This window comes from Pseudomonas sp., from assembly GCF_036404235.1.
Taxonomy (GTDB): domain Bacteria; phylum Pseudomonadota; class Gammaproteobacteria; order Pseudomonadales; family Pseudomonadaceae; genus Aquipseudomonas.
Genome location: NZ_DASWOT010000088.1, coordinates 1 through 20,895 on the forward strand (window position 1 = coordinate 1; position 20,895 = coordinate 20,895).

General features: G+C 57.4%; 21 protein-coding genes and 1 tRNA gene. 3 read left to right on the forward strand and 19 right to left on the reverse strand.

Going from position 1 to position 20,895, the window contains the following annotated elements:
* Positions 1 to 464 precede the first annotated feature (464 nt).
* The 13 genes from VGC62_RS10565 to VGC62_RS10625 form a co-directional block, all read right to left on the reverse strand.
* Positions 465 to 1,787, reverse strand: a complete 1,323-nt coding sequence (locus VGC62_RS10565) for a tyrosine-type recombinase/integrase (protein ID WP_020302255.1) — start codon at positions 1,785 to 1,787, stop codon at positions 465 to 467.
* A 161-nt stretch (positions 1,788 to 1,948) separates the two neighbouring features.
* A tRNA-Asn gene (locus VGC62_RS10570) sits at positions 1,949 to 2,024 on the reverse strand.
* Positions 2,025 to 2,127: 103 nt separating this feature from the next.
* Positions 2,128 to 2,811 (reverse strand): GNAT family N-acetyltransferase, encoded by a 684-nt coding sequence (locus VGC62_RS10575; protein ID WP_331187025.1) that lies wholly within the window; start codon positions 2,809 to 2,811, stop codon positions 2,128 to 2,130.
* A 233-nt stretch (positions 2,812 to 3,044) separates the two neighbouring features.
* Complete coding sequence (locus VGC62_RS10580; RefSeq protein ID WP_331187026.1) at positions 3,045 to 4,112, reverse strand: alpha/beta hydrolase; 1,068 nt, start codon at positions 4,110 to 4,112, stop codon at positions 3,045 to 3,047.
* Between the two features lie 196 nt (positions 4,113 to 4,308).
* The gene (locus VGC62_RS10585) at positions 4,309 to 5,076 is read right to left on the reverse strand and encodes a DNA-binding domain-containing protein (RefSeq protein ID WP_331187027.1); all 768 of its coding nucleotides are present in this window, start codon (positions 5,074 to 5,076) and stop codon (positions 4,309 to 4,311) included.
* Positions 5,073 to 5,924 carry a DUF692 domain-containing protein gene (locus VGC62_RS10590; RefSeq protein WP_331187028.1) on the reverse strand — a complete coding sequence of 284 codons (852 nt, stop codon included), beginning with the start codon at positions 5,922 to 5,924 and terminating at the stop codon, positions 5,073 to 5,075. Before VGC62_RS10590 ends, VGC62_RS10585 begins: the two co-directional genes overlap by 4 nt.
* Positions 5,925 to 6,028: 104 nt before the next feature.
* Positions 6,029 to 6,298 (reverse strand): hypothetical protein, encoded by a 270-nt coding sequence (locus VGC62_RS10595; RefSeq protein ID WP_331187029.1) that lies wholly within the window; start codon positions 6,296 to 6,298, stop codon positions 6,029 to 6,031.
* A gap of 96 nt (positions 6,299 to 6,394) precedes the next feature.
* Positions 6,395 to 6,865 carry a DoxX family protein gene (locus tag VGC62_RS10600; RefSeq protein ID WP_331187030.1) on the reverse strand — a complete coding sequence of 157 codons (471 nt, stop codon included), beginning with the start codon at positions 6,863 to 6,865 and terminating at the stop codon, positions 6,395 to 6,397.
* On the reverse strand, positions 6,865 to 7,140 hold the full coding sequence (locus tag VGC62_RS10605) for a DUF2282 domain-containing protein (RefSeq protein WP_331187031.1): 276 nt from the start codon (positions 7,138 to 7,140) through the stop codon (positions 6,865 to 6,867). The genes VGC62_RS10600 and VGC62_RS10605 overlap by 1 nt, the downstream gene beginning before the upstream one ends.
* A 687-nt stretch (positions 7,141 to 7,827) precedes the next feature.
* Entirely contained in the window at positions 7,828 to 8,517 is a 690-nt protein-coding gene (locus VGC62_RS10610) for a RibD family protein (RefSeq protein WP_331187032.1), read from the reverse strand.
* Positions 8,518 to 8,783: 266 nt separating this feature from the next.
* Entirely contained in the window at positions 8,784 to 9,179 is a 396-nt protein-coding gene (locus tag VGC62_RS10615; protein ID WP_331187033.1) for a hypothetical protein, read from the reverse strand.
* A 373-nt stretch (positions 9,180 to 9,552) separates the two neighbouring features.
* Positions 9,553 to 10,317, reverse strand: coding sequence for a trans-aconitate 2-methyltransferase (gene tam, locus VGC62_RS10620; protein ID WP_331187034.1), 765 nt, complete (start codon positions 10,315 to 10,317; stop codon positions 9,553 to 9,555).
* Between the two features lie 46 nt (positions 10,318 to 10,363).
* Positions 10,364 to 11,068: a GntR family transcriptional regulator gene (locus VGC62_RS10625; protein WP_331187035.1), complete on the reverse strand. Its 705-nt coding sequence runs from the start codon at positions 11,066 to 11,068 to the stop codon at positions 10,364 to 10,366.
* 202 nt (positions 11,069 to 11,270) lie between these two features.
* Between VGC62_RS10625 and VGC62_RS10630 the strand changes: the two genes are divergently transcribed.
* The 3 genes from VGC62_RS10630 (at position 11,271) to VGC62_RS10640 (ending at position 15,322) form a co-directional block, all read left to right on the forward strand.
* On the forward strand, positions 11,271 to 13,016 hold the full coding sequence (locus VGC62_RS10630) for an IlvD/Edd family dehydratase (RefSeq protein WP_331187036.1): 1,746 nt from the start codon (positions 11,271 to 11,273) through the stop codon (positions 13,014 to 13,016).
* 110 nt (positions 13,017 to 13,126) lie between these two features.
* Complete coding sequence (locus VGC62_RS10635; RefSeq protein ID WP_331187037.1) at positions 13,127 to 14,038, forward strand: amidohydrolase family protein; 912 nt, start codon at positions 13,127 to 13,129, stop codon at positions 14,036 to 14,038.
* Between the two features lie 54 nt (positions 14,039 to 14,092).
* A complete protein-coding gene (locus VGC62_RS10640) occupies positions 14,093 to 15,322 on the forward strand; it encodes an MFS transporter (RefSeq protein ID WP_331187038.1) in 1,230 nt (409 codons plus the stop codon).
* A 20-nt stretch (positions 15,323 to 15,342) separates the two neighbouring features.
* Here the strand turns inward: VGC62_RS10640 and VGC62_RS10645 are convergent, their stop codons facing one another.
* The 6 genes from VGC62_RS10645 to VGC62_RS10670 all read right to left on the reverse strand — a co-directional run bounded on the left by VGC62_RS10645 (position 15,343) and on the right by VGC62_RS10670 (position 20,889).
* On the reverse strand, positions 15,343 to 16,224 hold the full coding sequence (locus VGC62_RS10645; RefSeq protein ID WP_331187039.1) for an NAD(P)-dependent oxidoreductase: 882 nt from the start codon (positions 16,222 to 16,224) through the stop codon (positions 15,343 to 15,345).
* A 35-nt stretch (positions 16,225 to 16,259) separates the two neighbouring features.
* Complete coding sequence (locus VGC62_RS10650; RefSeq protein WP_331187040.1) at positions 16,260 to 17,603, reverse strand: MmgE/PrpD family protein; 1,344 nt, start codon at positions 17,601 to 17,603, stop codon at positions 16,260 to 16,262.
* Positions 17,604 to 17,801: 198 nt separating this feature from the next.
* Positions 17,802 to 18,569: an SDR family NAD(P)-dependent oxidoreductase gene (locus VGC62_RS10655; RefSeq protein WP_331187041.1), complete on the reverse strand. Its 768-nt coding sequence runs from the start codon at positions 18,567 to 18,569 to the stop codon at positions 17,802 to 17,804.
* A complete protein-coding gene (locus VGC62_RS10660) occupies positions 18,566 to 19,414 on the reverse strand; it encodes an N-acyl homoserine lactonase family protein (RefSeq protein WP_331187042.1) in 849 nt (282 codons plus the stop codon). The genes VGC62_RS10655 and VGC62_RS10660 overlap by 4 nt, the downstream gene beginning before the upstream one ends.
* A 15-nt stretch (positions 19,415 to 19,429) precedes the next feature.
* Positions 19,430 to 20,206, reverse strand: coding sequence for a carboxymuconolactone decarboxylase family protein (locus tag VGC62_RS10665; RefSeq protein WP_331187043.1), 777 nt, complete (start codon positions 20,204 to 20,206; stop codon positions 19,430 to 19,432).
* Between the two features lie 293 nt (positions 20,207 to 20,499).
* The gene (locus VGC62_RS10670; RefSeq protein ID WP_331187044.1) at positions 20,500 to 20,889 is read right to left on the reverse strand and encodes a cupin domain-containing protein; all 390 of its coding nucleotides are present in this window, start codon (positions 20,887 to 20,889) and stop codon (positions 20,500 to 20,502) included.
* Positions 20,890 to 20,895: the final 6 nt, after the last annotated feature.

Here is a 20,895-nt window from a genome sequence, read left to right on the forward strand (position 1 = left end):
AGAAAGAGACGGGCGCAGGTTGGCGCAATGAAATGGCCAAGCGAATAGGTTGCTGCAGGGCAGCTTTAAAAGGGTATGAGTTGCCGCAGTCGGCACACTGGTAAGAGTAGGCATCCATCACTCGGTGAGTGACCGTGCGAGCCGCTGGACGCTAATCGCACTTTGGGAGAACCACCAGGGTGTGGCGTAGCCTTAAAGGTTCTGGCTAGCTGGGTTGCTGTCAGCGACAGCGCTTTGCCCGACCTTTTCTACGCCTGTGGAGAATTAGGGTCAAGGCTCGAATTTTCGGGAGTTCTGCGGCTGTGGATGAAATTATCCACTAATGGAAATCAGTGGTTTTCCACAGACAATTGCGTGGGCTTTAGATTTTTTAAGTGAGGTCCATCCAAACAGGGCGGCTTTGCAGCCCTGTTTGGATGGACCCGCGTGGACAAACGGATCACTGAGATATGAGGACCGAGCGCTTACTCAGTTGCGCCACGTTTTGCTTTTAGGCGAGTGACATTGGCACCCGTCTGATTGGCGAATTCGCGTGGGCTGACATGCTTCTGCTGATTAGCCTCAAGGTAGCGACTCCACCAGTTCATGATCAGCCTGCGCTCCTCGATGAACTCGGCCTTGTGGATGTAAGCGGCGCGGACGTTGTTGCGTTCCTTGTGGCTCATCTGCCGCTCGATGGCTGTGTCCGTCCACAAGCCTGACTCGATCAGTGCGCTGCAGGCCATCGAACGAAACCCATGCCCACAGATCTCGGATTTGGTGTCGTACCCCATCTTCCGAAGCGCGCTGTTCACCGTGTTTTCGGACATTGGTTTCCAAGACTTGGTATCGCCTGCGAACACCAAGTCAAATTTGCCTGTGATTGCGTGGATCTGCTCGAGCAGGGCGATCGCTTGCGGCGATAAGGGTACAAGATGGATATCGCCTGCCATCTTCGTACCCCTTGTGGAAAAGGGTACGCCTTCCAACGCTGGTCGCGTGTCGGGTATTTCCCAGACGCCACGTTTGAGGTCGAACTCGCTCCAGCGGGCGAAGCGCAGCTCGCTGGAGCGTACAAACACGTGCAGCGACAGCAAGACCGTCAGCCGGGTAAGTGCGCGGCCTTTATAGGTGTCGATCCGTTCCTGCAATTCAGGCAAGCGCGATAAGGATAAGGCGGGGCGGTGGACGACCCGCGAGGCTTTGATCGAGCCTACGAGGTCGTAAGCAGGGTTTACGGTGATAAGCCGGAGGCGCTTTGCCTCGCGCATGATGCTCTGCAGGTAGTTTTGTACCCTTAAAGCAATATCTATCGTTCCGCGCTTCTTAATCGCGTCCAGGGGCCGCATAAGGTCGTGGGTATCAAGGTCGACAATGGCGCGGGCGCCGATCAGCGGGAAGAGATGAGTTTTGAGGCGACTCATCACTGTCTTGGAATAGTCCGGTGCCCACTTGGCTGACATTTCCGTGTGCCAGCCGAGGGCAACGCTTTCAAAGGTGCGGCCTTTGATTAGGGCTTGCGTCTTGGCTTGGTGCTTGGCTCCTATAGGGTCAATGCCATCCGCCAGCATTCGCTTGACCTCCAAGCGCTTGCGGCGCGCATCCGAGAGGCCAACGATGGGGTAGTTGCCGAATGAGGTCAGTCCTTCCCGGCCATCAGGTTTGACGTATCTGAGACGCCAGCCTTTGCGGCCATTGGGTTGGACTAGAAGGTAAAGGCCGTCGCCGTCGAAAAGCTTGTAGGCGCGGTCTGTGGGCTTGGCCGAACGGCAAGCGGCGTCGGAGAGTGGAGCAGTAGTGCGCGACATAAGGGTACTCCCTTTTATCGAACTGACCTTTATCCCAAACTCTACCCTTAAAATGGCTGGTATCCACCGGAATCCGACAGAACGCCAAAACGAAAAAACCCGCCAGAAGGCGGGTTTTCGGGGGTTTCAGAGATTTTGAAAGCCTTCTCTGGAACCTTGTCTGGCTCCACGACCTGGACTCGAACCAGGGACCCAGTGATTAACAGTCACTTGCTCTACCAACTGAGCTATCGCGGAATGCGCGCTATCTTACTGATTAAAAAAGGGAAGTCAAGCAAGCCTGGCAAAAAAACCAGGCTGATGATCGACGGTGCATCGCTTGCCTACATTTGCTACAGCGTCAAGCGCCCAGCCGGTCCTGCACGAATGCCTTGGCGTGACGAGTCATCTGATCGAGGTGGCGGTCCCGCTGTTTCTCGGCGTCGAGCATGGCTTTTTTACCGTGCTGTCCAAGCAGGTAGGTATGGATCTGCCTCACCTCCAACGAGTTGTAGATCGGCGTCACATCGAGCACGGCCAACAGGCCATTTGTGCTGTGATCACGGGTACTCATCAAGACTTGCGGCCCGCGCACGCCAATCACCTGAAAACCCATGGCCTCAAAATACGGCACCTTGGCGACGAAACACGCAAGCTCCGCATGCGGGTATCGCGCAACCATCGCGTCAAGCATCCCGCGCGCGACACCGCGACGTCGATGGCTGGCGAGCACGCCCATATAAGCAACCGCGCAAGCCTCAGGCTGCTCTTTTACCGGCAGATACAGCACGAAGCCGATGACCTGCAGAGGGTCGTGTTCATCCAGCGCTACGATCAATTCAACGGGCATGCCTTTCGCGCCGTTCATGGCCTCCAGATACAAGTGAATCTCGTAGCCCATGCCGTATTGATACAGCTTGTACAACGGATTGCTCGGCGCGATGGCGACCATGCTGATGTCGGTCACATAATCCACCACCATCTGCATAACCTGGCTGTTGATCGACTCGGGCGGTGAAGTTTCAAAATGGGTGATGCTGAACATCGGCTATCGGGCTCCAGGACTGAGACTGGCCCGAGCCTGACCGTCAGGCATCGAGCGGCGTCATCATAACGCCTCGCTGGAGTGATAGGCAGAACCACGTCTCTGTCGGCCGGATCGGCATCGGGCTTTCAGGACCGCCGGGGTGGCGATGTCACCCGCGTTGGCAAACTTTAATGGGAGTGCTCCCCGGCCGCGAACAGGCCGTTGCTGGCCGTTCCATGGGCGATCACTCGTCACGCGCCGCCACTGGCATAGCTGTCCGCGTCGACCACCGCGTCGACAAAAGCCTGCGGCGCTTCCTGCGGCAGATTACGGCCTGCGCCAGCGATAATCCGGTGGACGCGCTTGCCAGTGAACATCCCGGCGTAAGCGCTACCGTCCGAAGCCGGTGCCACCCCGTCCGAATCGCCGTCCAGGGTAATCGTCGGCACTGCAATGACCGGACTCTCTGCCAGCTGCCTTTCGATGTCATCGTATTGCGGCTCACCTGGTGCCAGGCTCAAGCGCCAGCGATAGTTGTGGATAACGATCGCCACATAATCCGGGTTCTCGAAGGAGTCAGCAGTGCGATCAAACGTGGCTTTACCGAAATTCCATTTGGGTGAGTTGAACTTCCACACGACGTTGGCCAGGTCTCGGCGATTAGCCTCCAGCCCGGCCCGACCACGCTCTGTCGCAAAATAAAACTGGTACCACCCCCCGTGTTCGGCCATCGGCGGCAGCGGCAGTTTGTTGCGTTCCAGGTTGTTGATCAGGTAGCCGTTCACTGACACCATCGCTTTGCAGCGTTCTGGCCATAGCGCGGCAATGATGTTGGCGGTACGCGCACCCCAGTCGTAACCGGCGAGAATCGCGTTATCGATTTTCAGCGCGTCCATCAACGCAATGATGTCCTGCGCCACCGCCGCTTGCTGGCCGCTGCGCACCGTACTGTCTGACAGGAAGCGCGTCGAACCATGACCACGAAGATGCGGCACGATCACGCGATAACCTTTCGCGGCCAACATCGGCGCGACATCGACGTAACTGTGAATGTCATATGGCCAGCCATGCAACAACAAGACCGCGGAACCATCAGCAGGCCCCAGTTCGGCGTAGCCGACATTAAGCAATCCCGCATCGATTTGCTTGAGCGGACCGAATGTGGTGTTAGTGCCGGGCTTGACTGCGGGAGCGTCGGGAGATGATGTGCTGGCGGATTTTGCATTTGCCAAACCGGTCACGCCCAATTCCACAGCGGCAACGGCAATCGTTGCGGTGACTAGAAAGCGGCGGCGATGCTGGTTGATGTGTTCGGACATGTGCCCACTCCAAGGGTCGGATGATCAGCGATATAAGGAACGTCAGATGCTCTGCCGCGAAACAACCCTTATAACCGCTATTTGACCGACACATAGAAGTCATCGGCTACACATGGACCGATGATCGCCCGGGGAGTTTATCGGTTGCGACCGATGTTCAACTGACAGCGGCATTGAACGCCGCTTTAGTGGCGGGCTACCTGGCTTCGCCTCGGCTGTCATCGACACCGACGATCAGCTCGCTACACAACCATGACGCCAACAGCGCCCCGGCTTTTTCGACACCTTCAGCTTCGCCCAGGCGCTCAACGAGCAGCTCACACAGCGCATTAAAACTGCCGTCGTGTTGCACCTGAAGCAGCGCTTGGTATTCCAGCGCATCCAGTTGTCGAAGCCGGGAGGTGAACTGTCGACGCCAGACCATCAATCCACCGGGCGTTTCGAGCATCTCGCTCTCCGGTGTGGGGGTTTTTTCCCACAGCGCCGACCAGATCGCCTCGGCGTTGGTGGTCAGCGGATGAGTCATCAGCGAAGGCGTCAACCGCAAGCAGGCGTTGTCCCAATCGACGTCAGCTAAAGCCTGAGCCGTAATGGGTTCAACATCGGCAGCCACAAATACCTGGGAAACCGCCAGCTCGATCCAGGCCAGCTCATGAATATCCGGATTATTCGCAAACATCACCTTTAGCGTCTCGCCGAACAGCGCAGGATAGGCATCCAGGGTCCAGGCATGAGGCGGATACTTGTCGATATGTGTGACGACCGCTTTTAGAAAAGCCTCATCGCCCAACCAAGCACGGACATGGGGGAAAGCCTCTTCGAGGCAACCCACCAGTTGCGCGCGGTAGTTGTTCTGGTACACAGGCAGGCCAATACTGGCGACGGCCCCCAAGCGCTGCGCTGCCTCATTGGAGGCATTGACCAACCAACTGCGGAAATCTCGCTGCATGTCCGCCAGGCTCATGCGACCTCCTGCGCACGCTTACGTGCATCGACGGCGCCGAGAATTCTGGCAGTCTCCAGTTCCTTGAGTAAGTCGACCAAGGGCGGGATGTCATCGTCGCGTTCAATCATCGTCGCCACCGGGCCGAGCAATGAAATCGCTTTGGCGTATAGGGTCCAGACATCCGCACAGACGGGCTTGTCATGGGTGTCGATCAACAGGTTTTCTCCTTGGCTGTGCCCGGCCAGATGAATCTGCCGTATACGATCAGCCGGGATACCGTCGAGAAAGGCCAACCCGTCGAAGCCGTGGTTCTGCGCGCTGACAAAGACATTATTGACGTCGAGTAGCAGGTGACAGCCTGTGCGCCTGGACATGGCGGCGATGAACTGCCACTCGGTCATGTCGGCCCCCTCAAACGTCAGGTAGCTGGAAGGGTTTTCGAACAGCATTGCCCGACCCAGCACGTCCTGAGCCATCGAAATATTGGCGCAGACGATGTCCAGTGCTTCATTGGTATACGGCACAGGCAACAGATCATGAGAGTTGAAGTCGTCAATCCGTGACCAGCTAAGGTGATCGGAAACGAACAGCGGGTCGATTTCATCAACCAGCGCTTTGAGACGGAGAAGGTAATCAGGATCGAGCCCATCAGCGGAACCGATGGACATCGACACGCCATGAAGTGCAACGGGGTGGCGTTCACGAATCTGTCGCAGGATATGCCGAGGCTGGCCACCTGCAACCATGAAATTTTCGGAGATGACTTCGACGAAATCAACCGGCACGTCGGTCTCAAGGAAGTCCTGATAGTGGTCCTTTCTCAAGCCAAGGCCGTAGCCCGAGAAGGCTGGAATGGAAAGGGTCATCGCGATCACTCAGCTAAAAGAAGTCAATGAAGGATTGAGGGAAGCTACGGGCATTTAACCTGAACAAAGTGGCCCGACCCTTTCGGGCCGGAGCCGCTACACAGTTACTTGATTTCGGTCAGGGATCCACCCTCTTTTAGGCACTCAGCTTCAGTCTTTTGTACGAACCCGATACCTTTACAACTGTTATGGCCTTTACACTCGTTCTTTGCGGTGGCACAAGCACTTGTACCCTTGCAGCTATTGATGCCGTAGCAGTGGACAGGCTGCTCCTTGTCAGCAGCGGTTGCTGTCACGGAAAACGAAGCCGATGCCATCGCGATGACAGCCGCAGCGCCAGCAATGCTCAAACGGGATTTAATAGGGGTCGTCATGGTGTTTCTCCAGAGTCAATTAACGTGAGTCTTCAAGGTTTCGGAATGGTCGGATGACCACTCCGCTGTCAGTAAGGATCGTGGAAATAATTCCATTTATGGCTGGGCGCCCTTAAGAGAGGGCGAACATTTACGCTTTATCAGGCGATCAAGTGACCATGTGCCACCGCCATAGGCAATTAACACCAGCAACAGTGCAGTCCAACTTAAGTGCGTTGACCAAGCCGCTGGATATACAAATATTTGTATGACCGCCGTCATGATGAGTAACCCAACGGCAGCTGGGCGAGTCAGTAAACCCATCACCAATAGAATCGGCAATACATGCTCCGCATAAGTTGCCAGCCGGGCTGCCAACTCAGGGGAGATCAGTGGCAAGGCATATTCATATCGAAATAACGCATAGGTTGATGGTTTGAGGGTCAGTAACTCGGTCACCTTGGTGCGCCCCGACATATAAAACACCGAGGCGATGCCAACGCGTGCAACCAGCAATACCAGCGCTGGCGGTAAAAACCGCCGGCTTATCCGGGCGCACAGTTGGTCGAGGCGAGAAACCGTCGACATTACGGCTGTTCCATCAACGTACCAAAGCCCTTAGGGGTCTTGATCTGGGTACAGCTGCCCTTTTCGACCAGCACCCAGGCATTTCCTTGATAGTCGGTTTTCGACGTGCCAGCGCAGGAGGTTCCGGCACCAGCGGCACAATCATTTTTACCAGCAAGGGAAACGCCGAAGCACTTTTCCATGGGTTTGCTCTCATCAGCCGCCTGGCTCACTCCAGCAACGGCAGTAAGTGAGAGCGCAAGTGTTGCAGCAAGCGTTACATATTTTTTATTCATATCCTTTCCTTGGTTGGATCCGCAGCAAAACAAGTATGAGTCGTCATTAAATAACGTTAATACCACTTCACAACTAGGCGAAAAACCTTAATACCCAAATAGCAGTACCAATCGCCAAGCAATGCTAGCCGCCGAACGCAATAAACTCCAGAGCCCATTCACATCCATAAGTAACGAAATATATTAAAAAAGATCACTAGCACAACCAGCCAAACACCGAACTGAAAATATATGTCACCAAGTAACCTGATCGGCGTTATGACGACATATCATTTAAAGAGCGCAACAATGCGCTCGCGTACCCCTTATTTTTACGATCCAAAAAAAACCTCTGCTCAGTTGATCCAGAGGGGTTGGTGTTGTAACGCGAATCCTATCAGCGACGATCAGTCCAGACGCGCTGCGCACTGCGGGGCTCTCAAATACCCAGGTGTGACAATTCACGACTAACACCACTCATCCTGGAGTGGCGCCGAGTCCCCTGCGTTGAATACAGGCAAACATCTGCTGCAAATCATTCAGATCATGGCTCAGGTTTGAGTTGAGCATTCTTCGCCTGTGTTTAACGTTTAACGCAGCATTGGCTGAGTAACGCCGAACGCGCCGCATCCTGTAGTAGTTTTCACACAACCTGTACAGGGGCGCGCTTAATTTCAAGGTGCATTGCACGGGACAAGAAACGCTGAGTTACTTGGCCGTCCGATAACGCAACCAGACCCCGCCGCCCACCTGGACCTCTGCCGAGTCAAGAGTCAGATAAGCCGGCTGTTTCCATACAGCGGGGGCGATTTCGAACGAGGCAGGATGCGCCCCCCGCCCGTCGATCAGCGGCAGGAGCAGCACACTGACCTCATCAACCAATCCTGCCTCCACGAACGACCCGCTAACGTGCGGACCTCCCTCGACGATCAGGCGCTTGGTGCCCAACTCACGGGCAAGGATATCAACTACAACATGCAGGTCGATCTCACTTTTGCCACCGAACAGGTAGGACACGCCGACCGATTGCAAGTACGCCAGATAATCATCCGATACTGCCTCTGTGACCACTTCAACCACATGGGAGTCCAGCGCTTGATTGCTCTTCCATCCCACTTTGCCATGTGGGTCGATGGAGATTGCGTACCTGTCGGCCTTTCGGTTGACGAAGTGGTGAGTGCGCGGTATCGGTGATGTAGCCAGACCGGCGGGGTAACCGTCGTCGTGGGCGACTTCCTGCATGGTGACGCGGCCACAAATCCAGGCATCGAAAGCGAATGTCTGAGCGAGCTTTTCGTACAGGTCGCCAGCCGCTTTCTTGAAGGGCCGGTCCCATCCGTCAGTAAGTGCATGACCGTCCATGGATGACAGCATGTGGCAGATCACATAAGGCTTCATTGATAACTCCGGGCAGTTTCCGTCAATAGGGTTCAGAGCCGACCCAAAACCCACGTCAATAGTTCACCCTGGATGCATGTCACATCCTGATTGATCACTCGTTCAGTAACTGCTCGACAAATTGCATAACGTCAGCGAACGCGGCGCACAGCCATGCGGGCACGGCCCAATATCTACTATCTTAGTGGGCAGCCTACTGTCGGACGAATGAAGAGAAAAAAGCTGGGTCATGCCGAGCGTCGTCGGCATGACTCAACGGGGGGCATCTACTTAGTGAGGCATTCGTAGCAAAGCTCACCGGCAAGCTCGCGAGCTTTCATGCGATCCCACTTATCGGCGGCGACACGGGAGGCACCCACTTTGTCAGAGCCATCGGATGCCAGACCACGCTCAACCCCGACTGCCGCCACCGCATTAGCGCCAACGTGATCTGCACCGTCAGAAGCCACGCGGTTTGCGCCTACATGGTCTGCGCCGTCTGTTGCAACCTTGTTGGCACCGACACGGTCCGCACCGTCAGAGGCAGTTCTGTTAGCCCCAACGTGGTCAGATCCAGATTCAGCCACAGGTTTGTTCTGGCTGACATCACTGTCCGCATTCGCAGCCGATATTCCTAGCGCCAGCAAGGAAAGCGCCAAGCCCCAAATCAATTGTCTCTTCATAACCGATTGCTCCAAGTCTCAATTTCGGTTGATGTGAGCGTAATGCCCAGATTGATGCCGTTTAGGCATATAAAAACCGGTCCTTGGAACAATTATTACCTTCCCGATGAGTCAATCAACTCAGTGGATGCTTAAAGCTTAATCGACATCAGCACTATAGACCCCGTCTGTCTGTTAAAGGTGCTGCGGCTGGCGCGTTATCATGTCCTTGAGTGCGCCAGCCATTGTACCGACGATGCAAGTGACCAGCAGGTTTTTTTAGTCTATATCCATCTGGTCTGATGCAACGATTTCAGGCTGAACGGCGCAATTTCCTTAAAGGAAAAAAGTCATATCCGTCCTGGCAGATCTCTGATCCTCGTTGAAGCCGATGTCAGCGACGGGCGATGACGAACAAGCGCGGAAATGGCAGCAGCACTGTACCGTTGTCGAGCGCCGGATATGCCTGGCTGATGACCTGCAGATAGCGCTCAAGAAACGCTTGTTTTTCAGCGTCATCGAGCGGTGCCAGATACGGCCGTAACGCTGAACCCTTGAACCATTCCACAACCGCCTGATGCCCACCCACCAATGGATGATGATAAGTGGTGCGCCAGACGTCCACCGAACTGCACAACGGTTGCACAAGCTCGTAATAAAATGTCGCGCTGTGGCGCGGCGGATGCCTGACCGAGCCGATTTTGCTGGCCCAAGGCCCTTGCGCGGCTACCTCGCGGGCCAAGCGGTGGGAGGGCTCTTCCATGTTGTCCGGGGTTTGTACAGCGAGGCTGCCACCGGCGTTGAGCTTGCTCAACAAACGCGGGTACAACCCGGCGTGGTCTGGCACCCATTGCAGCGAAGCGTTGGCCAGAACCACGTCGAATGTCGTATCAGGATTCCACGACTCAATGTCCGCTTGCTCAAAGTTCAGCGACGGCAACCGCTCACGTGCGCTTGCCAACATATCATCCGAGCTGTCCATTCCCGTGACGTTCGCGTCCGGGAAGCGTTCAGCCAACACCTGTGTGGAGTTACCGGGGCCACAACCGAGGTCGATGGCGGTCTGGACATTTTGCGTGGCGATGGCCGCTATCAAGTCACGTACCGGGCGCGTCCTTTCTTGTTCAAATGTCGAATACTGCTTGGCAGACCAAGTCATAGTTGCTCCTTGCGATTGTTGTCAGTGTGATTGTGTGGGGCAATGCTCACGCCACTATGTTTCTCTCGCTCAACGACTCAGCGCCCCCTGCCCTGCGGTGATACGCCGCGACATAGGCTTCAAGTGATGGCCGCAGATGGGCACTGCACAGATCGACCAGTTGTTTCGAATCCCCGGCCTTCAATGCGTCAATGATCTGCCAGTGTTCACGCCGAGCGCGCTCAAGCTGTTCGGGCAACACCAGTGAGGAGGATCGAACCGAGTGCGCGCGTTGAGCGTGGTCTTGTATGGCGGCGACCAACACCTGGTTGTCGGACAGCGCGAACAGCTGCTGATGAAAACGCATGTTGGAACGAAATACCTGTCGCAAATTGCCCAGGGAAATCATCGCGTCATGTTCGATCTGTGTCGCTTCCAGCGCCAGAAGACGTTCTTGTGGCACTGGAAAACGGATCAATTGCACACACTGGCATTCCAGCAGTTCGCGCACCGCGTACAGATCTTCGACTTCCTTGACCGTATACGCCCGCACCAAAGCCCCGATATTGCGCTTGCGCTCAACCAGCCCCATCCGCTCGAGTTCGGCCAGTACCTGGCGGACCACATGACGTTTGAGTTTGAAACGAGCGAGCAACTCATCCTCCACCAAACGCTCACGCGGATGAAGAAAGCCCAGCACGATTTCCTCTTCCAGGGTTTGCACCGCCCCTTCAAGGTTGGTGTGTGAATCATCGAATTCAATGGATGGCATAACCGGATACAGCGCTCACGTAGTAAATATTGACCGTGCCAGACTGCCACAAACGCTCACGGACCGCAGCCTCGATTAGCGGACAGTACAAATTGACGGAGTACTTGCCGGGATGAGCGATTTCGTGATTTCATCGCACCTTAATTTATTATCAATAATATCAACGATAATAATTCAAGCCGCGATTTAACCGAGGTGTTGTATGCCGGATCACGACCCTGTCATCAAACCCCAGGGCATCCGCAAGGGCCTGACCAATTACGGAGACACTGGCTTCGCACTGTTTCTGCGCAAGGCTTTCATCAAAGGTGCTGGCTATACCGATGATGCGCTCAACCGTACTATCGTCGGTATCGCCAATACCGGCAGCGGCTACAATCCCTGTCACGGCAACGCGCCACAGTTAATCGAAGCCGTCAAACGCGGCGTAATGATGGCTGGTGGCTTGCCGATCGACTTCCCCACCATCTCGATTGCCGAAAGCTTTTCCCAACCCACCAGCATGTACCTGCGCAACCTGATGTCGATGGACACCGAAGAAATGATTCGCGCCCAGCCCATGGACGCCGTGGTGTTGATCGGCGGTTGCGACAAAACCGTCCCCGCGCAATTGATGGGCGCCGCATCGGCCAATGTGCCGATGGTGCAACTGGTGACGGGCGCCATGCTCACCGGCGGACATCGCGGCGAACGGGTCGGCGCCTGCACCGACTGCCGACGCTTTTGGGGCCAGTACCGTGGCGATCAAATCGATGAGCAGGAAATCACCGAGGTCAACGACAAACTGGTGGCCAGCGTCGGCACCTGCTCGGTGATGGGCACCGCCAGCACCATGGCCTGCATCGGTGAAGCGCTGGGCATTGTCATGCCGGGTGGTGCGTCGCCTCCGGCCGTCACGTCCGACCGCATCCGCATCGCCGAATTGAGCGGTCGACACGCCGTGATCATGGCCGAAACCGGTTTAACGCCTGACAAGATCCTCACCGAAAAAGCCTTCGAAAACGCCCTGCGGGTGCTATTGGCCATCGGTGGCTCAACCAACGGCATCATCCACCTGACCGCCATCGCCGGGCGTATGGGCTTTGAGATTGACCTTGAAGCCTTCGACCGCATGAGCCGGGAAACCCCAGTGCTGGTCGATTTGAAGCCGTCGGGCCAGCACTATATGGAAGACCTGCACCGCGCCGGCGGCCTACAAACCGTGCTGCGTGAACTGCGTTCGCAATTGCATCTGGACGCACTGACGGTGACCGGCCGCACGCTAGGTGAAGAACTGGACGACGTTCCGGCCTTCAAACAGGACGTGGTGCGCAGTTTTAGCAATCCGATCTACCCCGCAGGCGGCATTGCACTCCTCAAGGGCAACCTGGCCCCAGACGGCGCGATCATCAAGCAATCAGCCGCCGACCCGGTGTTGATGGAGCACGAAGGCCGTGCGGTGGTGTTCGAAAATTCCGAGGACATGGCTGCACGCATCGACACCCCGGAGCTGGACGTCAACGCCGACGACATCCTGGTGCTGAAGAACATTGGCCCCATTGGCGCACCGGGCATGCCGGAAGCTGGTTACCTGCCGATCCCGAAAAAGCTCGCCCGCGCAGGCGTCAAAGACATGGTGCGCATCTCCGATGGCCGCATGAGCGGCACCGCCGCCGGAACCATCGTTTTGCACGTCACCCCGGAAGCGGCACTCGGTGGCCCCTTGGCTTTGGTGCGCAACGGTGATCGCATTCGCCTGAGTGTCACCGAGCGCAGCATCGAGCTACGCATCGGCGACGAAGAACTCGCGCGCCGCCGTGCCGAACTGGTATTGCCGGTGCCGCAAGACGCCGAACGCGGTTACCGTAAGCTGTTCTACGAACAGGTAACGCAGGCCGATAAGGGTTGTGATTTCGAATTCCTGCGTGCGCCAAAAATGATCGCCAGGGTTCCTGCTAGCGACAGCTGATCGTTGCTCATTGGCCTTGCATGGTTTGTTGATTTCCCGGCAGCCATCATGGCTAAATACATCGCTTTATTATCAATAATAAAATCAATAAACAGATCGAGGTAACGCCGATGTCTGTTCCACACGATTCAGTCGTACGTTCTATCGCGCTTTGCCTGCCGCCCCTCGACAGTGTCGAGCCCTCCCGTTTCAGCGTACCTCCGGGCGCCTGCGACACGCATGCCCATGTCGTCAGCGCTTCTGGGGATTATCCGTTTAGCCCGGATCGCAGTTACACGCCGCCGCCCGCACCGGAAGAAAAGTACCTGTCGATGCTCAACGCAATGGGCATGGGTCGCGGTGTACTGGTGCAGATCAGCGTCTATGGTACTGACAACCGCTACATGCTCGACGTGCTGTCTCGGCACCCCGACCGGTTGCGCGGTGTCGCGGTGGTCGACGCCAACATCGACGACGTTGAGTTGCAGCGCCTGCACGATGCCGGGGTGCGGGGTGTGCGCCTCAATGTGTTGTTCGGCGGCGGTGTCGGTTTTGACATCATGGACAAACTCGCGGCGCGCATCGCACCACTGGGCTGGCACATGCAGTTCCTGATGGACATACGCCAGTTACCCGAACTCATGCCAAGAATGAGTCAATTGCCCTGCCCGGTGGTCATCGACCACATGGGCCATATGCCGGTGGCCGAAGGCATGTCGCACCCAGGTTTCCAGGCGCTACTGCTGCAGGTTCGCGACCACGATTGGTGGGTCAAATTGTCGGGGGCGTATCGCATCAGCGATCAACCGGACGACTACCCTGACGTCACGCCCTGGGCACAGGCACTGGTAAATGCCGCCCCGGACCGCATGCTCTGGGGCAGCGACTGGCCCCATGTGGCGATCCCGAAAATGGTCGACACCGGGCGTATGCTCAACCTGCTGGCCGACTGGGTTCCAGACGCTGCCCAACGGCAAAAAATACTGGTGGACAATCCGGCACGCCTCTATGACTTCCCGCCGCTGCGCAGCCGCGACGCCTAATCACGCTGCACCCTTGCGGCCCAAGTGCCGCGCCACTTCAGGATAAAAACAAAAATGAAATGGTATCGAGAACTGGATAAAAGCGGACGCCGTACTTTCATTGCTGCGTTCGGGGGCTGGAGCCTTGACGCCCTGGACTTCATGGTCTTCACCTTCGTCATCTCGACGTTGATGACGCTGTGGCACATCGACAAAGGGCAAGCAGGCATGCTCGGCACGGTGACATTGTTGTCATCGGCCATCGGCGGATGGGCCGCCGGGATTCTCGCCGACCGCTATGGCCGTGTGCGCATTCTGCAGTTGACGATTCTGTGGTTTTCCCTGTGTACGGTGGCAATCGGTTTCAGTCAGAACTTTGAGCAGCTATTTGTGCTGCGCGCCTTGCAAGGGCTGGGTTTTGGCGGTGAGTGGGCGGTCGGCTCGGTACTGATCGGTGAGATCGTCCGTTCGGAAAACCGCGCCAAAGCAGTCGGCACAGTACAAAGCGGATGGGCCGTGGGTTGGGGCGTTGCAGCCTTGGCTTACACCTTGGCGTTCTCGGTGCTGCCCGAAGAATGGGCATGGCGCAGTCTGTTCTGGGTCGGCGTGCTGCCCGCGCTGCTGGTGCTGTTCATTCGTAAAAATGTGCCGGAACCGGCCGTTTACCTACGCACCCAACAGCGCTATGCAGACGGCGAAGTTCGCCGCTCGTTCTGGGAGATCTTCTCTCCTGAGCTTCTGAAAACCACGGTGCTGGCAGCGCTGCTGTGTACCGGGATTCAGGGCGGTTACTACGCGATCACCACTTGGTTGCCAACGTTCCTCAAGGTCGAGCGTGGTTTGTCGGTGATCGGCACTGGCGGTTACCTGCTGGTGATCATCACCGGCTCGTTCTGCGGTTACCTGTGCGGTGCCTATTTGGGCGATCGCCTGGGGCGGCGTGGCAACCTAATTCTGTTCTCCATCCTGTCGGGCGTGGCTATTTATGCCTATACCCAGATGCAATTGACCAATAACCAGATTTTGGTATTGGGCTTTCCGCTGGGGTTCGCCGCTTCCGGTATTTTTGGTGGATTGGGGGCCTTCCTTACCGAGCTTTTCCCGTCGGCCTTACGGGCCAACGGGCAAGGGTTTGCCTACAACTTCGGGCGCGGCGTCGGCGCGTTGTTTCCGACGCTGGTCGGCTATCTCAGCGCGAAAAGCACCCTGGGGCTGGCGATTGGCATGTTCGCTGGCGGCGCCTATTGCGTGGTGCTGATCGCCGCCTTGCTGCTCCCCGAAACCAAAGGCCGAACGCTGGATTAGCGACCCCGCGAATCAAAGGATCATCGATTGGACCAGCCCTCGACCGTGCGCACCAGTTCGGTCAGGTCTCTGTCCCCTCCATCCTGCTGCGCGGTGACGTTCCATAGTTGCCGCGCCGCATTACCCAACCACATAGGCACGCCCAACGCCTGACACTCGTCAATCGCCAGGCCAATGTCCTTGCACACACTGGACACCGGGAAGCCAAAATCGAAGGTGCCCGGCAGAACGTGCTTGGGAAACTTGTCCAGCGTCGCGCCATTCTTGCCGCTGCCAGCATTGATCACGTCCATCATCACGTGCGGATCGAGCCCGCCTTTCACGCCGGCAACGAAGGCTTCTGAAGTGATGGCAAATGCGGTTGTGGAGAGCATGTTGTTCAGCAGTTTCAGCAACTGCCCCTGCCCGGCCCGTTCACCGACGATGAACACTTTGCCGAACACCTTGAACAACTCTCGCACCTGGGCGACGGCTTCGGGTTTACCCGCGACCATCATCGCCAGCGTGCCTTTGCTGGCACCGGCCGCACCGCCACTGACCGGGGCGTCGACGGTTTCAATTCCACGCTTGAGCAAACCGGCAGCGACCTCCTGTTCCGCACGCGATCCTACTGTCGAGAGGTCCACAAGAATGCGCACCGCCTCGCCCTCGACGATGCCGTCCGCCCCCAACGCCACGGCCTTGAAAATCGCTGGGCTCGGTAGGCTGGTGAAGATGATCTGCGCACTGTTGGCCACATCCCGCACGCTGTCGGCAACCCGGGCACCCAGGCTGGAGAGCTCGGCCAGGGCGGCTGGGTCCTTGTCGAAGATCACCAGCGCATGGCCTTGCTCCAGCAGCCGTCGCGCCATCGGCCGGCCCATCACCCCGACGCCAATGAAACCCAGTTGTTTGTCGGTCATGACGCCGCTCCAGAATGAATAATGAATAAAAGTTTTTAAGCCCGTGCAAGGCGCATCACCGAGCTGACGTCGTCGCTCTGTTGCAGAGCCCACAGCGCATCGATCAGCGGCTGTGGCGTGCTGGCAGATCCGCCGTATTCGGCAAGTTCGCGCAGTTTGTTTTCCAGAAACCGATCACTCAGTGGCGCACCAAGGCTGCCCAGCGACATGTCAATGGTTCGGCTGAGGGTTTCGCTGGACCTGAAAAAAAGCCTGACCTGCGCCGACTCCACGGCGTAATCGGCGTCGTCGATAAAGTGCAGCAACGGGTATAGCGCGCGTAAGCGACTGTCGGCGACGGCCGCATCGCTGAATTCGGCCAGACCTGCCTTGCCGGTTGCCAGACTCACGGCGACGGCATGCTGCGCGCTCACTTGCGATTCGCGCCCGGCTTGGATATTCGGGCGATCGGTTCGCTGTCGCAGCAACGGATGGCCCGTCAGCTCGACTCGGGTGATGTCTTCAAGTAGCCAACTGCGATCCCGGGACAGCTGCAAGCACGCCTCGATCACCGGGTTCAGCACCACGCCACAGGGATAGGGTTTGTAGGTGTTGGCGCTCAACGCCCAGCGCTCGCCAAAACCGTCGATGATCTGCGCATAATCAGGCTTATCGCCCATCACATTAAGAAAGCCCCGCTCGCCTTCGAGTGGATATTGCGGCCCTTTGAAACCGTCCTGCGCCAGCAACGCCGAGAGCAAGCCATTGCGTGCGGCGTTGCCGACGCCAATACTTTTCGCGGCACTGCCCAGGGTTTCCACCAGGCCAGATGATTGCGCGCTGGCATTGCCCAGTGCCCACGCTAGGTGTTGAGCGTCCAGTTGCAGGATTTTCCCGACGGCGGCAGCTGCGCCAAACACGCCGCACGTTGAAGTAATGTGCCAGCCACGTCGGTAATGCTCGGGCGAAATCGCCATGCCCAGGCGGCATTCGACCTCGACCCCCAGCACGAACGCCAATAGAAATTGCTCGCCTGAGACGGGCTGGGTTTCAGCCAGGGCAAACAACGCTGCGGCCACCGGTGCGGTCGGGTGAATGATGGTTGGGATGTGGGTGTCGTCGAAGTCGAACACATTGGCGCTCATGGCGTTCAGCGACGCGGCATTGAGCATGTCCATCGTTTCTGCCCGACCGATGACGTGGGCCTGGTCGCCGGCGCTGAAGCGCTGGAACAGCGTGACAGCCTTACTGACATCCAGATCGTTGCAACCGGCCAGCGCGACGGCGAAGTAGTTGACCAGAGAACGTTTGGCTTCATGACTGATGGCGGCAGGTATCTGGGCCCAGGTGGTGCGCTCGATAAATTCGCTGAGCAGGTGTGTGACAGCAGGAGCCTTCATGGTGTCTCCGTTGTTGTTATTTTGTTTAGCCTTGAGTTCGACATGAACCTCTCGGAGTCGGCTGTAGGAGCGAATTTATTCGCGATGAAATTTTCCAGGCGATGAACGTGCATCGACTGTACCGACCCCTCGCGAATGAATTCGCTCCTACAGAATGCGTGGTATACCGCAGGTTTCTAATGACCTGAAACACCCGGCCTACCCCGCCAACCACCCATCGTCCACCGGCAAGGTCGCGCCGGTGATCGACGCGCCAGATTCGCTGCACAGAAACACGATCAGATCCGCCACATGCGCAGCGTCAACAAAGCGGCCAGTGCCCTGCTTGCCGACCAGAAACTCCCGCGTTGCAGTCTCGCGATCCAGTTGCTTGCGGGTCATCAATTCGGTCAGCCGGCCCTCGATGTTCGGTGTCAATACGGACCCCGGACACACCGCGTTGCAAGTAATCCCCTGCCCTTGGGTTTCGATGGCGACCGCTCGGGTAAAACCCAGCAACGCGGTCTTGGTGGTCACGTAATCGATGCGGTTGGCAATCGCACGCGCGCCGTACGCCGAGGACATGTTGAAGATCCGCCCCCAGCCCCGAGCGCGCATGCCGGGCAGACTCAGTTGAACGGCACGAAACGCTGCCGTGAGATTCACCGCCAGCGCCTGATCCCAACGCTCAGCGGGAAAATCCTCAATAGGCGAAAAGTGCCGCACCACCGCGTTGTTGATCAACACATCGACCGCACCAGCGGCTTCGATCATTGCATCGACACCCGAAGACTGCGACAGGTCAGCCTGCACGTAGCTGACCGCGACGCCACACTGGCGCGCCAGGTCCTCACACGTTGCGCGCATATCGGCCGATGACTCGAGCCCATGCAGCACCACATCACAGCCCGCCACCGCCAATCCTCGCGCCACCGCCAGCCCGAGGCCGTTCGATGACCCCGTGACCAATGCCCGCTTACCCTTCATACGCCGGCTCCCGTTACATCGATATGCACAGCGAATGAAGGGTCGGCAGGATCGACGGGCGCAAAGCGGTTCATCACATCCGGGTCATGCCCCGGGATCATCAGCGCACCGGGACGCAGCAGCCACTCGCGAATCTGCTCATAGCCCTGATACATGTCCGCCAGGCTGTCGAGCACCGCGAAGGGGCGGTCCAGCTCCAGCTCTTCGTAATAGTGGACTGCGTCGGAGGCGAGGATCACCGGGCCTTTTGGCATTTCCACCACCACCGCCAGTTGCCCTGGCGTGTGTCCACCGATTTCATACAACTCAATACCGGGAATCAGCGTATTACGTGGGGCGTCCAGCAACGTAATGCGACCGGCTTCGACCAGCGCCTGAATATGCTGGATGTCCAGCGGATCGATATGGTGCGCGTACTGCGGGCGCTTGCCCATGTCAGTGCCCCAAAATTCGAACTCCCGGCGTGACATGACGATTTTTGCGTTCGGGTACAGGCCCAGATTACCGGCATGGTCGTAGTGCGCATGGGTCAACACCAGCAGCTTCACCTGCGCCGGGTCAATGCCCAACCGCGCCAGCGCATCGGCAGGTTTTACCACCGGCTGACGCTTGCGGGCCACCGCCGCTTGCGGGCTGAAACCGGTGTCGATGACAATGGTTTGCTCGTCGTTGCGAAAGATCCAGAAGAAGTAATCCATGGTGATTTCCGCATCCGGTTCTCGGTACGCGCGAAAGTTGTAATAGCACTCGCTTTTGCTGGTTTGCCGAGTGCCGTAACGCACGACGATCACCTCGGGGTTGTTCCAGTTCGGCTTTGCCGCGGTCGTCGGATTGTTGTTGTTCATGTCGACTCCGGTTCTTTAAAGGTTCGCACTTGCAGGCATCCGGGATTCGCCCAATGCATGCTCCAGCATCGGCGCCGCCACCAACGCCCCGTGAATACCAATCACGCTGACGATTTCCAGCATTTCCATGATCTGCTCTTTGCTCGCGCCGTAACGCAGTGCGTTGCGCATATGCAGCTTCAGGCCCGGCACATAGAGGTGGGTCGCGGCGGCATCGAAGGCGCAATACATCAACTCCTTGACCATCGGCGGCAACACACCTGTACGCCAGGGCACCGACGAGAATTCGACGTAGGCGTCGAATAGCTCTGGGTCCAGTTCAAGCAAGCCTTCCCATGACGAATGCCAATAACCGCGATTGTCGATGAAGCTGGCTTTGAGTGCTTCGCGCCGGGCGTCCAACGGCTCAGGCCCATCGCGCATGCCCTCCTCTTCCAGCACCTCCAATAACACCGGCACCCCGACGTTCGACGCGTGGATGCCGACGGTACTGATCAGCTCCAGCACTTCCATTAACTCTTCGCGGGTCGCGCCGTGGGTTATTGCCACCCGCAAGTGCTCTTGAATACCAGGACGAAACAAATGAGTCGCCGCGGCGCTGGCAGCGATGCCAATGAACGCCTTGACCTTGTTTTCCAGGTGATTGTTCTGCCAAGGGACTGCGGCAAAGCCGGCATAGGCCTGGAGAAAGCCCGGATCCAGACGCAGGATGCTGTCCCACGCCGCATTCCAGGTGCCGCCACAGCCGTTGAATGCATCTTTGGCCTGTTGTTGTTCTTGTGTGAGGCTCATGCTGAATTTCCCTCATACCCGTTCACTTCAAACGTTAAATTGCGCTGTAGATACTTTGTTCCCGGTCAAGCGTTCAGCAGGTGTTCTTTGCCGAAAAGCGTGGCCGTATCAAAAGGGCCAAAACGCACTTGCAGGAGCGCGGCTTGTCCCGCGATCTGGCGCGCAGCGGCAGTAAACCCGGGTGTACGCGGTGTGTCTGTCACCCCTCGTGCTCAGGTTTTACGACGGGTTCCCCGCCGGTCGTGGGACAAGCCCGGCTCCTTCAGAATCACAAGCCCTTAGGCGGCGTGGGATCAACGCACCGAGCGCAGGTAGTCGTTTTCTTCGACCGCTTCTTGCCACACCGTTTTGCCAATGGAGGTGGCGGTATGCACCATGAAGTTCTCGGTGTTGGCGCCATGCCAATGCCGCTCGTTGGGACCGATCCACACCGTGTCGCCCTGGCGGATGGCCTGCGGCTCATTGCCTTCCAGGCAGATCCAGCCGCTGCCTGCCGTCACGTAGAGCACTTGGCCAAACTCGTGAAAATGCCAGAACGTGCGAGCGCCAGGGTTGAAGGAAACGTTGTTGATGGTCACGCCGTCAGTGGTCGACATCACCGGATCGGCCCATACCACGCCAGTAAATGTGGCGCTGCGCTGCTCGGAAATTGCACCTTCAACGCTGCCGTGAATAACCTTCATGCCTTG

Excerpts from the sequence above, each read along its gene's own strand:
- VGC62_RS10565 (WP_020302255.1), bottom strand. The coding sequence starts at position 1,787 with ATGTCGCGCACTACTGCTCCACTCTCCGACGCCGCTTGCCGTTCGGCC.
- VGC62_RS10575 (WP_331187025.1), bottom strand. The coding sequence starts at position 2,811 with ATGTTCAGCATCACCCATTTTGAAACTTCACCGCCCGAGTCGATCAAC.
- VGC62_RS10580 (WP_331187026.1), bottom strand. The coding sequence starts at position 4,112 with ATGTCCGAACACATCAACCAGCATCGCCGCCGCTTTCTAGTCACCGCA.
- VGC62_RS10585 (WP_331187027.1), bottom strand. The coding sequence starts at position 5,076 with ATGAGCCTGGCGGACATGCAGCGAGATTTCCGCAGTTGGTTGGTCAAT.
- VGC62_RS10590 (WP_331187028.1), bottom strand. The coding sequence starts at position 5,924 with ATGACCCTTTCCATTCCAGCCTTCTCGGGCTACGGCCTTGGCTTGAGA.
- VGC62_RS10595 (WP_331187029.1), bottom strand. The coding sequence starts at position 6,298 with ATGACGACCCCTATTAAATCCCGTTTGAGCATTGCTGGCGCTGCGGCT.
- VGC62_RS10600 (WP_331187030.1), bottom strand. The coding sequence starts at position 6,865 with ATGTCGACGGTTTCTCGCCTCGACCAACTGTGCGCCCGGATAAGCCGG.
- VGC62_RS10605 (WP_331187031.1), bottom strand. The coding sequence starts at position 7,140 with ATGAATAAAAAATATGTAACGCTTGCTGCAACACTTGCGCTCTCACTT.
- VGC62_RS10610 (WP_331187032.1), bottom strand. The coding sequence starts at position 8,517 with ATGAAGCCTTATGTGATCTGCCACATGCTGTCATCCATGGACGGTCAT.
- VGC62_RS10615 (WP_331187033.1), bottom strand. The coding sequence starts at position 9,179 with ATGAAGAGACAATTGATTTGGGGCTTGGCGCTTTCCTTGCTGGCGCTA.
- tam (WP_331187034.1), bottom strand. The coding sequence starts at position 10,317 with ATGACTTGGTCTGCCAAGCAGTATTCGACATTTGAACAAGAAAGGACG.
- VGC62_RS10625 (WP_331187035.1), bottom strand. The coding sequence starts at position 11,068 with ATGCCATCCATTGAATTCGATGATTCACACACCAACCTTGAAGGGGCG.
- VGC62_RS10630 (WP_331187036.1), top strand. The coding sequence starts at position 11,271 with ATGCCGGATCACGACCCTGTCATCAAACCCCAGGGCATCCGCAAGGGC.
- VGC62_RS10635 (WP_331187037.1), top strand. The coding sequence starts at position 13,127 with ATGTCTGTTCCACACGATTCAGTCGTACGTTCTATCGCGCTTTGCCTG.
- VGC62_RS10640 (WP_331187038.1), top strand. The coding sequence starts at position 14,093 with ATGAAATGGTATCGAGAACTGGATAAAAGCGGACGCCGTACTTTCATT.
- VGC62_RS10645 (WP_331187039.1), bottom strand. The coding sequence starts at position 16,224 with ATGACCGACAAACAACTGGGTTTCATTGGCGTCGGGGTGATGGGCCGG.
- VGC62_RS10650 (WP_331187040.1), bottom strand. The coding sequence starts at position 17,603 with ATGAAGGCTCCTGCTGTCACACACCTGCTCAGCGAATTTATCGAGCGC.
- VGC62_RS10655 (WP_331187041.1), bottom strand. The coding sequence starts at position 18,569 with ATGAAGGGTAAGCGGGCATTGGTCACGGGGTCATCGAACGGCCTCGGG.
- VGC62_RS10660 (WP_331187042.1), bottom strand. The coding sequence starts at position 19,414 with ATGAACAACAACAATCCGACGACCGCGGCAAAGCCGAACTGGAACAAC.
- VGC62_RS10665 (WP_331187043.1), bottom strand. The coding sequence starts at position 20,206 with ATGAGCCTCACACAAGAACAACAACAGGCCAAAGATGCATTCAACGGC.
- VGC62_RS10670 (WP_331187044.1), bottom strand. The coding sequence starts at position 20,889 with ATGAAGGTTATTCACGGCAGCGTTGAAGGTGCAATTTCCGAGCAGCGC.